Annotated in this window: 11 protein-coding genes; 5 read left to right on the forward strand and 6 right to left on the reverse strand. The window is 45.2% G+C overall.

What is annotated here, in order from left to right; translation table 11 throughout:
* Window positions 1–30 precede the first annotated feature (30 nt).
* The 5 genes from recG to G6N79_RS02425 all read left to right on the forward strand — a co-directional run bounded on the left by recG (window position 31) and on the right by G6N79_RS02425 (window position 6,392).
* Entirely contained in the window at window positions 31–2,136 is a 2,106-nt protein-coding gene (gene recG, locus G6N79_RS02405; RefSeq protein ID WP_103905004.1) for an ATP-dependent DNA helicase RecG, read from the forward strand.
* Window positions 2,137–2,233: 97 nt separating this feature from the next.
* Window positions 2,234–3,424: a GTPase HflX gene (gene hflX, locus G6N79_RS02410; protein ID WP_103905005.1), complete on the forward strand. Its 1,191-nt coding sequence runs from the start codon at window positions 2,234–2,236 to the stop codon at window positions 3,422–3,424.
* A 9-nt stretch (window positions 3,425–3,433) separates the two neighbouring features.
* Entirely contained in the window at window positions 3,434–4,138 is a 705-nt protein-coding gene (gene lipB / locus G6N79_RS02415) for a lipoyl(octanoyl) transferase LipB (protein WP_103905006.1), read from the forward strand.
* 489 nt (window positions 4,139–4,627) lie between these two features.
* Window positions 4,628–5,497: a S1 family peptidase gene (locus tag G6N79_RS02420; protein ID WP_103905007.1), complete on the forward strand. Its 870-nt coding sequence runs from the start codon at window positions 4,628–4,630 to the stop codon at window positions 5,495–5,497.
* Between the two features lie 16 nt (window positions 5,498–5,513).
* Complete coding sequence (locus tag G6N79_RS02425; RefSeq protein ID WP_160003600.1) at window positions 5,514–6,392, forward strand: S1 family peptidase; 879 nt, start codon at window positions 5,514–5,516, stop codon at window positions 6,390–6,392.
* 81 nt (window positions 6,393–6,473) lie between these two features.
* On the opposite strand, the gene G6N79_RS02430 is transcribed toward G6N79_RS02425, so the two are convergent.
* The 6 genes from G6N79_RS02430 to G6N79_RS02455 form a co-directional block, all read right to left on the reverse strand.
* Window positions 6,474–7,304 (reverse strand): MBL fold metallo-hydrolase, encoded by an 831-nt coding sequence (locus tag G6N79_RS02430; protein ID WP_103905009.1) that lies wholly within the window; start codon window positions 7,302–7,304, stop codon window positions 6,474–6,476.
* Between the two features lie 125 nt (window positions 7,305–7,429).
* Window positions 7,430–8,560, reverse strand: coding sequence for a TlpA disulfide reductase family protein (locus G6N79_RS02435; RefSeq protein WP_160003602.1), 1,131 nt, complete (start codon window positions 8,558–8,560; stop codon window positions 7,430–7,432).
* Between the two features lie 27 nt (window positions 8,561–8,587).
* Complete coding sequence (locus tag G6N79_RS02440) at window positions 8,588–10,105, reverse strand: PKD-like family lipoprotein (RefSeq protein WP_160003604.1); 1,518 nt, start codon at window positions 10,103–10,105, stop codon at window positions 8,588–8,590.
* Between the two features lie 10 nt (window positions 10,106–10,115).
* Window positions 10,116–10,883 (reverse strand): DUF4843 domain-containing protein, encoded by a 768-nt coding sequence (locus G6N79_RS02445; protein WP_160003606.1) that lies wholly within the window; start codon window positions 10,881–10,883, stop codon window positions 10,116–10,118.
* 14 nt (window positions 10,884–10,897) lie between these two features.
* On the reverse strand, window positions 10,898–12,322 hold the full coding sequence (locus tag G6N79_RS02450) for a RagB/SusD family nutrient uptake outer membrane protein (RefSeq protein WP_160003608.1): 1,425 nt from the start codon (window positions 12,320–12,322) through the stop codon (window positions 10,898–10,900).
* Window positions 12,323–12,332: 10 nt separating this feature from the next.
* On the reverse strand, window positions 12,333–15,746 hold the full coding sequence (locus G6N79_RS02455; RefSeq protein WP_103905014.1) for a SusC/RagA family TonB-linked outer membrane protein: 3,414 nt from the start codon (window positions 15,744–15,746) through the stop codon (window positions 12,333–12,335).
* Window positions 15,747–15,751 lie beyond the last annotated feature (5 nt).

Consider the following 15,751-nt stretch of genomic DNA (forward strand, 5'->3'; position numbering starts at 1 on the left):
ATTTATTAATTTAGTGGGGTTATCTAGCGCATGGCGGAATTATCTACAGCAACTCCCATAGAATATCTAAAAGGTGTAGGCCCTCAGAAGGCCGATGTACTCAAAAAAGAGCTGCAGGTATTCACCATTGGGGACTTGCTTCAGGTATTTCCTTTTCGCTACATCGACCGCACCAAATTCCACAAGATTCGAGAATTGCATCCCGATATGATCGGTGCACAGGTACTCGGTCGGCTCATGAGCCTGAAGGAAGTTGGTGAAAAGCGCGGCAAGCGCTTGATTGCGGCATTTAAGGATGACACTGGTATCATGGAGCTGGTCTGGTTCCAGAGTCTATCCTTTATTAAAAAAAGCTTAACCGTAGGATCAGCCTATATCATTTACGGAAAGCCTTCCGAATTCAACGGCATGCTTTCCATTACCCATCCGGAGATGGAACGCTATCAGCAACAGGAGAAGCGGATCGGGAATATGACGATGCAGCCTGTTTATTCTTCCACGGAAAAGCTCAAGAAATTCAATCTCGACAGCAAGGGTATACAGAAGCTGCAACAGGTTGCCCTGGAAACGGTATGGCGGGGGATGCAGGAAACCCTGCCACCTCATTTGCTGGAACGCCAAAAATTAATGGGATACCAGCAGGCCATGCTCAATATCCACTTTCCGCAGAATGAACAGCTTATGCACGCGGCGATCCGTCGATTGAAATTTGAAGAACTGTTCTTCATCCAATTGCGCCTGCTTCGGAACAAGCAACTCAATACCCAAAAATATAAAGGCCATCGCTTTACTGAAGTCGGCGAGAAATTCAATGCATTCTTCACGGAAAGATTACCCTTTCCCCTGACGAATGCACAGAAAAGAGTGATCAAGGAAATACGCACCGATTGCAATACCGGTGCGCAGATGAATCGCTTGGTACAAGGAGATGTGGGCTCCGGAAAAACCGTAGTCGCTTTGATGAGCATGCTCTTGGCCATTGACAACGGCTTTCAGGCCTGCATGATGGCTCCCACGGAAATCCTTGCTACCCAACATTACCTGGGGTTAAAGGAACTTCTGGGCGAAGATATCTGCACCATCAAATTGTTGACGGGTTCCACCCCGGCAAAAGCCAGACGCATCATCCATCAGGAACTCGAGGAAGGGACACTTGACATCCTGATCGGTACGCATGCCCTGATCGAGGACAAAGTGAAGTTTAAGAACATCGGTTTTGTGGTGATCGATGAGCAGCATCGCTTTGGTGTGGAACAGCGCGCCAAGCTATGGCGCAAGAACGTTATTCCACCACACATGTTGGTGATGACCGCAACCCCCATCCCGCGGACCTTGGCCATGACCATGTACGGAGACTTGGACATTTCCGTTATCGACGAGCTCCCTGCGGGCAGAAAACCCATCAAAACCGTCCATTTCTTCGAAAATCAACGGCTCCGAGTTTTTGGATTCATGCGAGAAGAAATTGCCAAAGGCAGACAGGTGTACATCGTCTATCCGCTGATCAAGGAAAGTGAAAAAATGGATCTGCTGTTTTTGGAGGCAGGATTAGAAAGCCTCATGCGGGAATTTCCCCTCCCGAATTACAAGATTTCCATTGTGCACGGGAAGATGCCGGTCAAGGATAAGGATTTCGAGATGCAACGTTTCGTCAAGGGCGAGACACAGATCATGGTGGCGACGACGGTGATTGAGGTTGGGGTGAATGTTCCGAATGCCTCCGTGATGGTGATCGAGAATTCCGAACGTTTCGGCCTATCGCAGTTACACCAATTGCGCGGACGGGTTGGACGTGGTGCCGAGCAGTCCTTCTGCGTACTCATGTCCAGCAATAAGCTCAGCAAGGAAGGCCGCACGCGTTTAGAGACGATGGTGCGTACCAATGATGGATTCGAAATTGCTGAAGTTGACCTGCAATTGCGTGGTCCCGGCGACCTTTCTGGAACCCAGCAATCCGGTGTACTGGAAATGAAGATCGCTGACCTGGCCAAGGATCAGGCGATTCTCGCAGAAGCCCGCAATCTCGTCATCCAGATCTTCCAAGAGGACCCCAATCTCCTGCAGGAACAGCATCAACGCCTCGCACATTATCTAAACAGAAGTAGCCCAGCTATTTCTTGGGACAAAATCTCGTAAATTCCGTACCTTTGTACACCTGTTTCCGAAATAAACAGCATAACAGCATAAACCTTTCGGTTCGTTTAGCTGTTAATTCTAAAATCAAACATACTGAATGGCAAGAACGAAAATATATGACACGGCGATAAAACCTGAAACGGCGGTATTGGTGAGTGTAATCACCCCGGATGTTTCAGACGAAACCGCAAAAGAATACCTGGAAGAATTAGAGTTTTTGGTTTCTACCGCTGGCGGTATCACCAAGGCTATCTTCACACAGAAATTATCCTTCCCCGACCGCGCGACTTTCGTCGGTTCCGGGAAACTGGACGAAATAAAGGATTTCATCAAGGCCGAAGAGATCGATATGGTGGTCTTCGATGATGAACTCTCACCCTCGCAACTGCGAAACATCGAGAAATACTTCGAGATCAAGGTATTGGATCGCTCCAACCTGATTCTCGATATCTTTGCCAAGCATGCCAAGACTGCGCAGGCCAAAACCCAAGTGGAGCTGGCGCAACTGCAATACCTCTTACCCCGCTTGACCCGTATGTGGACTCACTTGGAGCGGCAGCGTGGTGGTATAGGTATGCGTGGACCCGGTGAAAGTCAGATCGAAAGTGATAGACGGATGATCCTCAACAAGATCTCCCTCTTGAAGGAACGTCTCAAGGTGATCGACAAACAGAACGAAACCCAACGCAAGAACCGCGGAGAAATGATCCGTGTGGCACTCGTCGGCTATACCAATGTCGGCAAGTCAACCATCATGAACATGATCTCCAAGTCCGACGTACTGATCGAGAACAAGCTCTTCGCAACGTTGGATACGACCGTGAGAAAAGTCGTTATCGACAACTTACCGTTCCTATTGTCGGATACGGTCGGTTTTATTCGCAAGTTGCCGCACCACCTCGTGGAATGTTTCAAATCCACGCTGGACGAGGTTCGTGAAGCCGATGTCCTGATCCACGTGGTTGATATCTCACATCCCTATTTCGAGGATCACATCCGGGCGGTAAATGAAACCCTGAAGGATATTGGTGCGGTAGATAAGCCGATCATTACCGTATTCAATAAGATTGATGCCTACAAGCCTCCTGTGGAAACTGATGAGGATGGTGAAGAAATCAAGGTTACCCTGGACGATTTCCGCAATTCCTGGATGGCCAAGAATTCCGATCCGGCCATCTTTATTTCGGCAACCGATAAGATAAACGTCGAAGAATTTAAGGATAAGCTTTATGAGATCATCGTCAAGATGCATAATGCACGCTATCCGTACAACAATTTGCTTTACTAGTACCCAATCATGCAGAATAAACAAGTGCAATTTATAGACTGGGGTCTATTGGATTATCAGGAAGCCTGGGACAAACAGGAGGAGATTTTCGCGAAGACCCTGGCCATTAAATCGGACAACAGAATAAATAATACCTCGGTCTCAACCCCGAACTACCTGATCTTCACCGAGCATCCCCATGTATACACCTTGGGAAAAAGTGGCCATATGGAATACCTCCTGTTGGATGAGGAAGGCCTGAAGGAGAAGGAAGCAACGTTCTATAAGATCAACCGCGGTGGCGACATTACCTACCACGGTCCTGGACAGATCGTTGGCTATCCCATCCTCGACCTGGACAATTTTTTCACCGACATCCACCTCTACCTGCGCACCTTGGAAGATGCCATCATCCTGACATTAGCGGATTACGGCATCGAAGCGGGTCGCTATCCCGGCTATACGGGTGTTTGGTTGGATCCCGACAATGAGAAAGCGCGGAAAATCTGTGCGATGGGCGTGCGGGCATCCCGTTGGGTCACCATGCATGGGTTTGCCTTCAACGTAAATGCCGATTTGAATTATTTCGGCAATATTGTCCCTTGCGGCATCGACGATAAAGATGTAACATCCATGGAACGTGAGCTGGGTAGGAAGTTGGATATGGAAGAGGTAAAATCAAAACTTAAACAGCACATCGCCACGCTATTCGCGATGGAATTGACAACGGGGTAATCCCTCACTTTAGGATAAAACACCAAGGCCAACCATATACGGTTGGCCTTTCTTTTTGGTCGTTTATTATCCCCTGATTTTCAGCAATTGACCTAGACCTTGTCCGAGGTGTGAGCGTGGTCAGAGCGTGGTGAGAGCGTGGTGAGAGCGTGTCTATAGCACGCTCTCACCACGCTTGGACTTCGGACGCACCTCGAATGCACCTCGGACAAAACCCCAACAACTCACCTAGAACACACAGTAAATCAGCGGATTACAAAAACCATAAAATCATCAAGTCCTATTCTGAATTCTAGCTGCTAAAAAAGGACACGATGAAATGCTTCAAAAACATAGAAAAAAAAGATGTACAAAGCATTTATACAGCATTTCCAAAGCGTAACCACGGAGTTGGGATGGATAGCCTAGCGACTCCCATAAAATTCTTTGGGAAACAGTCGGGACAATATCCCCCTCGACCCGTCTTCTTTCTACAATGCGATTATAAACATGAAGAAAATCTTATTTCTATTGAGTTTTGCCCTGTGCTGTGTTTCCTTTTCTCATGGACAGGAATACATGGACGAGGATGCCTTATTTATGAATTTGGTGAAACAGGTACGTTCACCGGAATTTAATTTGGAGGACTACGGCAAGTTCTATGAAACGGTTCACCTGAATCGGGAAAACAGAAAGGTGTCGATTAAAACATTACAGCCCAGCAAAAAGGTATTATCCCGCAATGAGCTTTTCAAGCAGAACCGTCCCCATGTTTACCGTTTTGTTCGGGTCTTCCTAAACAGCCAAGGCGCGCGAATGATCGAAAATATAGGAACTGCTTTCCCCATATCCGAAGATGGTTATTTCAGTTTAAATGAACATATGACAGCCTTGTGGGATGCGGGTTCCGGAGATCCGGAGGCTGCAAACAGGGAACATTATTATTTCCTGGCAGATTATGACGGAAATATCCTACCCATTGATTCCGTATGTACGTACAATGCGCAGGCCGATGTAGCCATCGTAAAGGCCGATACAAAGGGCAAAAAAATCACGGCGTTCCGATTGGGAAATGACCTTGATGTTGGCGAGGATGTGTTTATTATTGCCCATCCAAGAGCCTACCTGTACTATTTCAGCACAGGGATGATCAACAGAATGCTTCAAAAGGGCGATAACATCTATTCCCGGAAAATGGAAATCTCTGCCGATTATGCAGGTGGATCCTCCGGCGGACCTATTTTCGACAACAAAGGAAACATCACGGGTATGGTGTCCTTGACGCAATCGTTCTACTATGATCAGAAGAATTATAAGAACCTGCAAATGGTAGTCAAACAGGCGATTCCTGTTTCGGTTATCAAAGCATTTATTAACTAATTAGATTCCGATGGAAATGAAATCTTTAAAAATTGTTCTTGCACTTACTTTATCGATTATTGTTTCACATGTACGTGCACAGGTTTATATCAACTCCACCAAAATGCTGGAGAACCTGGAAGAGAAGGTCAATACCGGACTGGTAAAGATGGAAGACATCAACAAACTGTACACGACATTTCACGAGGATAAGAACAACCGCAAGATCACCTTTAAAACGCGTGAAGCGGAGAAAAGGGAATTATCGCCTGAGGACCTCTTTGCCAACCGTATGCCCATGGTATACATGTTTTTGCAGGTCTATGAATCCGCCCGGGCGGGAAAGATGAAGATCAATGGCTCAGGCACGGCCTTCCCCATTTCGGAGGATGGCTACTTTTTGATCAATAGTCACATGATCGACGAATTGGGTCTGGGAAGTGGCGATCCCAGCAAAGTGGACACCAGTATCCACCTGATCCTTTCGGATTATGAAGGCAATATATTGACGATTGATTCTGTTGTCAGCTACAGCAAGGAAGCGGACATTGCGATCATCAAGGCCAATACGAAAGGCAAGAAAATTCAGGCGATCCCCTTGGGACAGGACCTGAAGGCTGGCGCGAGTGTATTCGCCATAACACATCCACGCGGGTATTATTACTATTATAGCACGGGGCGCGTGGCCAGGATGACGGAAAATGATTTCGGCATTATGGGCAGGAAGATGGAAATAACGGCCGATTATGCAGCCGGTTCCAGTGGCGGCCCCATATTCGATAGCAAGGGCAATATTGCGGGCATCGTATCGCTGACCAAGTCCTTCTATTACAACCAGCAAGAACAGAAAAACCTGCAGATGGTCATCAAAGAAGCCATTCCGGTGAGTTCCATCCGCAATTTGATAAACAATTAGCAAATCCCTCCCTTTAAAATAAAACGGCTATATACTTACTCCGCATCATTCCCCGATGTAGGAGTAAGTTTTTTTTAGGGGTTACCCTACGGAAATGATCTCTATGGATTGATAATGGAATGTTTCGACATGGAGTTCCGGCATTGGCATCAAACTGATCTCAAATAGCGACGTGGGTTCGGTCCGCTTGGCGACCGACATCTTTACATCCGTGCAATGCGGGGCAAATACTTCCTCGACCAACCCCACCGTATTGTTTTCCCCCGAAAGGTGACCCAATATGACGTGTTTCAGTCGATTACTTTTGCTCTCTATGAGGGCCGCTACGGATGCCGCATTGGAAATATGGCCCCAACCCCCACTGATCCTATTCTTAAGGTAATAGGGGTACCGCCCATTGCGCAGCATATCTTCGTCGTAATTGGCCTCCAGGAAAAGGACATCAGCAATGCGTATGGCTTTCTTCACATTGTCGCATACACGCCCCAGATCGGTCATTACGGCAACATTGATCTGCCCATCCGAAACCAGAAAACTGCACGGCTCTTTGGCATCATGGTATTTCGGAATACCGTATACCGTCAGTGAACCAACGGTTACCGCAGCATTTGGACTGATAAAATTCACTAAATAATCGGGCAGTTGCAGTCGGGAGGATTCGTAAGTGCCACGGGTGATATAGACCGGTATTTGATAGCGCTTGGCAAAAACCGAAAGACCACAGATGTGATCCGTATGTTCATGGGTAATGAAAATGGCACTAATGGACGCCGGATTGATCTGCAGGGAAGCCATCCGCAGGTGCAGGTGCTTATTGTTGATACCCACATCCACCAGGATCGCTGTATCATCTTTTGCTACAAAATAGCTATTCCCATTACTTCCTGACGCTAATGCCGCATATCGAACCATAAAGGCAAAGATAATCAATAAGTCATGTTGCCACAAAGGCTGTGCAAAAAAGAGAAGCCACTACCCGAAAGTAGCGGCTTGCATCTCATATAAACAACAAACTAAGGTTAGGTGTGACCTAAATATTATAGATTCTTTTCCAGGAATTGGATCAGCGCATCACCACGCAGGTCCTTCGCCAGGATCTTTCCTTCCGGAGAAATCAAGAAGTTGGAAGGAACAGCCTTCACGGCATACAGTTCGCCGACCTCATTTTTCCAGCCCTTCAGATCGGATACATTGGTCCAGGTCAGGCCGTCGTCCTTGATAGCTTTTAACCAGCTCGCCTTATCGGCATCTAAGGAAACGCCCAATATTTCAAAATTCTTGCCTTTATATTTTTCGTACGCTGCTACGACATGAGGATTTTCCTTTCTGCACGGAACGCACCATGAAGCCCAGAAGTCAATCAATACATATTTGCCTTTGAAGTCGGACAATTTAACAGGTTTCCCATTCGGGTCATTCTGTTGGAAATCAAATGCAGTTCCACCTACGCCCAATGCTCTGGCACGAAGCGTAGCCTGGAAGCGTTTTGCACGCGATGAGGTCTTGATACGTTCAGATAAGCTATTGAAAAGGCCGTCGATATCGTATTTCGGTTCCTCAGCTTGTTCCAACCCCTCTAAGTACACCAAACTCAAGGTATTATCTGGATTTTTCTTCACGAAGTCAAGACGGTTTTCAGCCATTTTTGCTTCCCATTGTGCTTCTAAATCTCGTTGTTTCGCTTGCAATTTTTTGACTTGGAGCTGTAAACTGTCGATCAGGAGCACATTGGCTTGATATTCCTTGGCATTGAATTGTTCACGCACTTTCTGCATCGCGGCTTCCGAAGCGATATATTCTTTTACCAATGGTGATCCATCCACTAATTTAGCGGTCCGTCCCTGTGTCGCATCGACCACGGTCTTCCCTTCGTTCATAAAGAACCAGAATTCCTTTACAGGATCTTTGGATTTATCCGCTTTGTAATCATTTCTAAAATAAAGACCGGCATAGGAAGCACCACCGAATTCACCGGCAAAGGCAAACTTCCCCTTATTGACCACCGCAGAGTCGATGACGGGTTCATTGGTGTTGAAATCATAATACGTCAGATACACTTTCTTCAACCCTTCCGGAGCTTTTCCTTCCAGTACATAGCTAGATTCCTGGCTAAAAGCAACCGCTGGCAACACCATTGCTGCACACAGCATTTTTAATATATTTTTCATATTCATCATCATATAGTTTATGTCTTGTTATAATTCCACACCTAACGTTACGGAAACCGCTTTATCAATCTTGTAGAGTTCTGAGGAAATTGGTGTTACCTGTTGTCCCTTACCATCTGGTTTAAGGGAATAGTGGTAGAATGAGCCTTTTTTCTCTTTCGTTGAATTGGGGTTGTAAGTAGCGATGGCGATGTTCTGGTGATTCGCTTTCGCTTCCTCGCGATCAAAGTTCCAAGCGACAATATCACCTGAGCCGTCGTCTGGCAATGTCAGGTATGCAGAAGGAGTAACGCTAGCAAATGGCAATCGGTAAATTGTTCTCCCTACGGCATAATAGAAGTAGGCATTCCACCTGTTGAATCGAATATCAACTGCTTTTTCCGCATTGGGAACCGTTCCTTCACCTACTTTTTTGAACTTGGTCCATTCATATCGATAGGTTTTCCAATTGAACTCATTCATCGTTTGATAATTGGATATTTTATCTCCGTTTCTCAAAAGAATCGCATAGCCCGTTCCGTAATCCTGGTCACTTCCGGATCCCCAGTACGATACGCCCTCGATCGGATCACTGGAAAGCGTTTGCGATACACTTGGGAAAACAAATGGGGTAGAACCATTGTATTGCATCAGTAAAATACGCTTGCTATTTTCATCAAAGCCTAATAAACCAGTTCCTTTAATCTGATTGAAGTTGGTAAAGGCGATATTGCCCTTTCCAAAATCATAGGTATTGTCAGCTCCGGCATAGACATCTCCACGTAGGTACCCATTGGCTAAATAACGGACCTTCCCGTTTTCTACCATGTACCCGCTTCCGTTAATCTCATTCCAGAAATTCTTGTAATAGGTGATATTCAGGTCTCCGCCATTCATCCCCGTTCCCTTTCTACTGACCAATTTGGTTGGCGTCATGGTCGGCAGATCCACCAGCATCCAGGCATAGTCTCCTTTTTTGCTGCTCAATGCAAATGATGGGTATCTACCGCCAGAGTAAATCAGCTCTACATTCAAGGGTTCTGCGCCAATGGGGTATTCATCATTTTTACCAAGCGCACTGTAAGTCAATAATTTAGATGTTGTCGTCAGGCTTGATTTCAGATAAAGCACACCATTCTTTGCGGCATCTTCTGCTAGGATCATAATTCCACGGGTTATTCCGCGGGTTACATTGACATTGATTGTATACAGGTACTCTGCATTGGTCATATAGTCTACAGCTCGGATCATGACCACATTCGCACCCCCAGCAAACATACTGCTGTTAAAAGACACTTTTGTTCCCTTGGCGATGGTATCTTTACCTAGCACCCAGGTAAAATTGACCTTTGTCGGATCAAAATCCGGCATCGTACCGGAAACTTTCAATTGGATATCAATGGTGTCACCGGCCATCAAATCATAGGTTTTTTCGGTTATCGGTGTACCTGCGGTGTCCACAACTGTCAATTTATTCACTTCCGAATAATCATAGTTCCCAGAATCCTTGGAACAAGCGTAACAGATCAATAGAAGTATGGAGAATAAGATATATTTCGTTTTCATTTTGAATCTATTAAGGTAATTTAATACGTGGCAAAGAGGTGTCTCCACCTGGGTGTACGACATTGTCTTCAAAGTATTGCTTCAATTGGCGGATATGCGTATATAGGACCGGATAGGTGTTTGCCAAGAAATTCGCATCATCTGGCATTCTTCCCCAGTATAAATAAGGCTCTCCGGTAATAATATTTGGTGTTGGATCCACTCCTAGTGGATAGATTTGTATCCATTGTTGATACACTTCCTTATGATACGGACCGAAATAGGCTCTGAATTTCTCCCACCATGTCGGTTTGGTCAACATATCCGAAACATTAACTTTGAGTTTTACGTTATCGCCCAGGCCTTTTTTGAAATGTGCATTCTCTTGAACTTCCAGTGTAAAATGCAACACCTGGTTTGCCATTTGTTCTGTTTTGTTCACAACAACGTATAAGGTGTCCACAAATAATCCGGCGTGAAAGATTGCCGGTTCAATCTTGACGTCACTGGCTTTAATTTTAGATAGTGAATCAATAATTGAAACGGTATAGGGTAGATCTTCGGTTGGTGAAGTTCCCATGACCCGAACCGGAATGGCCAATCTTTTTTTGGTTAACCCAAGCTCATCCATGGCAAATGTATAGTTCATGGTGGTGTCATAAGGAGGCAAACCATCATCATAGGTAGAGGATCCGAAATAGATCATCCGTTGTTCCAGGTCAAATTGCGTAATATCCTGGTTTTCCTTACACCCCGTTAACATCAGGGCAGCAATAAGGATAATAAATATATTTTTCATGGTTAGCGACATTATCAGTTATACAATTTTTCATCAACAGGAAATGGAAATTTATACAGCCCTAAGCTGGCTGGAATTTCATCCCCAGCTGTTGGAATAGGCAAATATTTCCGCTTCAGGAAGCTGAAGACATAACCTTCGCCGATATATTCCCGACGGACTTCATCGATTAGCAGCTGTTGCAGATCCAGTCCATCCAATTTCAAATCCTCACGGAAGGACCTGTTCTTGCGGAACTCATTCATTAAACGTAGGAATTCTGCTGGGTCGGTATCGATCTTTGCTTCTGCGGCTGTAAAATACATTTCCGGTAAATTGATCATTTGAATTTCAAAAGCTTTCGCATTGTAGGTTAATTCGTTCTGGTCATCATCGGTCACCGTATATTTGGAGAAATGGCTCCCGTTGATCCCCCATTTCAGGCGAATATCTACCGGATCGGAGGTACCACCATTGTAGATATATTCCAAGTTCCGTGCATACAGTGCTTCGTAATTATTGTTCAAAAAGTTTGCGGTGAAAACATTCATGGCAGCGCGATCGTATAAAGCGAAGATGTTATCACTTGTGAACCGTAGGTCCTTGTTCTTCTGACGATCGACTTCTTCAGGTTGGATAAATCGTACAGCCTTCGATTCCTTGAGTTCATTGATTACAGCCATGGATCTTTCATAAGCTTTGGGCAGATCGCCCTCCCACAGGGATTTCCGAGCTAAAAGGGCCTTGACAGCATAATAGTTCATCCGTATGCCACGACGATCCAATAGGGCAGAATAGGTACTCCCATTTGGATTGTTTCCATCGCCTTCCCTTCCCAAAGTCTGGATAGGGTCTTCCTTAAAAAATACGGCAGCCTGCTGTAGATCTTGTTCCACCTTGGCCAAAACTTCCTTTGCCGACAGCGCTCGAACAGGATTTTTCTCACTGCTTTCATAATATGGAATTGCAGTTGCCGAAAGCCCCTCTTTCTTCACGACTGGACCGTACAACTTGAATACTTCGAGGTGTAAGTAGGCTCTCAGACCATAAGCTTCGCCCGCAATAAGGTTATAATTTGGATCTCCCTCAATATTCGGCAGATTATCAATGATGATATTTACCTGGTGGATGGCATTGTAAAGGCCTCCCCAGATGCCATCAATGATTATTCTAGCCCCCAAATTTTCATATTTATACGCCATTAAATCTTCCGCGGCGCCATCTGGGCTATACGCTTCCCAATAGTGCACCAAAAGATCCAAGGTCTTGAACTTCATGTGCTGCTGATAAAGGCTTTCCTGTGCCAGGAATTTATATATGCCGGTCAATGATTTGGTAAATCCATCTTGATCCAGGAAGATATCTTTCTCATAGGCCCGGTCATCAGGAGCGACATCTAAGAATTTCTCACATCCACATAGTAAAAATATGGACAGGAATAATAGGATATGTTTTTTCATAATTGTTAGGTTAATAATCAACAGATAGTCCAAAGTTGAAGGTACGCGCAAAAGGATAATCCGTTCCGCGCTCCATGCGGATGCTGCTGATATGGAATAGATCATTCATGGAAAAGTTGACGCGTGCACGTTGGATTTTCAATCTGGTCATCCAATCGCCATTGAACACATAATTAAAGTTTAAGGATCCGAGTCTGATGGAGTTGTCCTCTTGGATAAACCTGCTGGTCAATTGTGTAGCTGTTTTCTCGGTTATCCCCTTATAAGTGGTAATATCTCCCGGCTGTTTCCAACGCTCCTCCAATGCGCGACGATCTGCATTGTAACGAGGTTCCACATTTTCGATTTTGGAAACTAACGTTCCATTATAGGTTGGAACCCCAACGACATAATTGAATATTGCTTGGATGGAGAATCCCTTATAATTTAGCGTGGTACCAAAGTTACCGGCAAATTTAGGCTGGGCCTCTGCCAATACTTGGATATCCATCGCATCCCATACATTGGTTAATGAACCATCCCGGCGCTGAAAAATTTCTTTACCTGTGGCTGGGTCAATACCCAAGGAAAGTACACCTTTGATATTATCTAAGGATTTCCCTTCTTCGAAATATGGTGTTTGCGGAATGAACACCTCCCCTGGCATTTTTTTATTATTGTCTTCATTCAGCTTACGCAACGCGTCTGAAATTTTCGTCAGTTTATTGGTATTCTTCGCTGCTGAGGCGTTTAGGAACCATGAAAAACCCGATCCCGTATTACGTATCACCTCCAGATTCACATAGGCTTCCACCCCCTTATTGGTCACTTCTCCAATGTTCTCAAAATATTGGTTCAATGCCAAGCCAATGGAAGGAGCAACGGAAATCTCGGAAACCATGTTTTTCGTACGCTTATGGTACACATTGAAACGCATATTCACGCGGTCATCCAGAATTGAACCGTCAATACCGGCGCTTAAAGAATGGATCTGTGGCCAGCTTAAATTCGCGTTTCCTTCCGATTCATAGTTATATCCCAATTGCTTATAGTAGATACCATTTCTGGCTTCTGCTAAATATGCAGTGTTGGTCATGGTTGGGCTGAAGGAGTCTGCGCCACTGATTCCGTAGTTACCGAAGATACGCAACATGCGAACAGGGAAATCCTTCATGAATTTTTCAGCATGGAGGTTATACGCCAAACCTGTACTCCAATAACTTGTAAATCGCTTTTCTTTACCAAACGCTGATGAACCATCCAGGCGGAAATTGCTCTCCAAGACGAAACGCTGATCGTAATTGTAGGTTAAATTGACCAAATTACCCAGTAAACGGCTTGTTAAATCCGTATAGCGGGGCAAAGATCCAGTAGCATATTGGCTGGCCATTTTCGGGGTCAGGTACCTGTCGTCCAGAAACCCTACAACCGAGTACCCTGTTGTCTTTGATTTTCGCGAAATGATCTCCGATACAGCCAATACATTCAGCACATGCTTACCTAAGTTGAGTCCGTAATTCAACGATAATGTACCGGAAACATTCATTCCTTCACCGGAATCATGGGAATATCCACCACGTTGATTTGCAGGGGCATTATTCAGCAAGAAATAGGAGTTCTGAGGTGAGGTAAAACTTTCAGCACTGTTGTAGGACTTGGTGATCACACCCGATGCGGCAATCCTAAAGTTCGGCAGGACATAATATTCCAAGCTGACATTGTTGCTGATACTGCTGCTGTTGGATTTGCTTGCGTACGGCAATTGGGCATCATACAATGGGTTATACACAATATGAGCACGTCCTCCACCCATCAGATCGGAATACGATTTATTGTATTCCCGGATCAGGTCTCCGTTTGCATCATGAATGGCATAATAGGGATTGATCATGGTATACTGTGAAAAGGAACCGTAAGGGGAATTATTGGCTTTGGCGGAGGTGAAATTTGCCATATTCCTGAAGGTAATCTTATCCGCAATTCGGTACATCAGGGTAAAACCTGCGCCTGCACGGTTTCTGTCGGAGCCCTTCATGACACCCTTGGTGTCGCCATAATTTCCATCGATGCTATAACGCACCTGTCCCGTTCCACCTTCAAGACGAAGGGAGTGGGCGAAGGACGTGGTGGAACGTACCGGTTGTGAAATCCAATCGGTATTTACACCTGATTCCGCCGCTAAGTACTTTTCCAAATAGAGGTTATTCAATAATTCTTGACGTTCGGGCTGTTTATCAGCATATACGCCTGCCAACTGCTCAAATTGCAATTTCTCTTTCGCATTCATCAAATTGTAATCCGACAGATCCACGACAACAGTCGATGGTTGTAGGGAATAGGAAACGGTCAATTTTCCATCTTTAGGCAATCTTGTTTCAATGACCAATACACCATTTGCACCACGCGAACCATATAGGGCGGTTGCACTGGCATCTTTCAACAAGGTGATGGATTCGATCCTGTTCATATCAAAGTCATACAAACGTTCGATATCGATCTGAAAACCATCCATGATGATCAATGGCGTATTTACCGCATAACTACCGCGTTGATTTTCTCCCCTATTCCGGTCTGTCCCCGTCACCATATTCTGACCACGAACAGTGATATCTGGAATGCGGTTCGGATCGGATCCTGCAGCATTATCCACTGTTAACTTGAAGGCAGGATCTAAGTTTTGGATTATGGAAAAGATATTGCGGTTATTGAATTTTTCCAACTGCTCCCTTGTAATGGTCGTACTTGCGCCAGTAAAAGAATTTTTACTCTTGGTGCTATATCCCGTTACCACGGTTTCTTCAATCTGGTTGTTGCTTTCCTCCATACGGATGCTAATTTCCGTGCGACCATTTACTTTAACCACCTGGGATTCATAGCCCAACATCGAGAATATAAGTTCGGAGTTTTTGGAAACAATAATTTCAAATGTTCCCTGTTGGGACGTGAAACTAGCCCAATTGTTGGAGGTATTCACCTTTACCGTAACCCCTGCCAATGGCTTGCCATGGGCATCCGTCACCTTTCCGCGCAAGCGGTAGGTATCTTGTTGGACCCCGGCGGTGTTCCGTTGACCGGCGATGACACGGGCTTCATTCTTATTCTTGATCAGAATGGTGTTATTGGAAAGTATAAGATCAAAATCCTGTCCTCTGCTCAGTTGAGCGAGCACATCGGACAAAGGCTTTTCAGACACTTGGATATTGACCTTCTTTGCACCCTTCACCAATCCCATATCCCCGAGTATGTCCACCTTACTCTGTTTCTTAATCTTATTCAACACCGTTTGAATGGTTGCGTTCTTCTCGTTCAAGTTGATTTTCTGCGCCATTAAAACCCCGCTAGCACAGAAAGATATCATCAAGATCAAGCAAGTAAGCATCAATTTTTTGGGCAATCGCATCCCATTGGGACTTAGGAAAGCCCCAGCATAGTAATCATACTTCATTTTCA

It is taken from the genome of Sphingobacterium lactis, assembly GCF_011046555.1.
GTDB lineage: Bacteria > Bacteroidota > Bacteroidia > Sphingobacteriales > Sphingobacteriaceae > Sphingobacterium > Sphingobacterium lactis.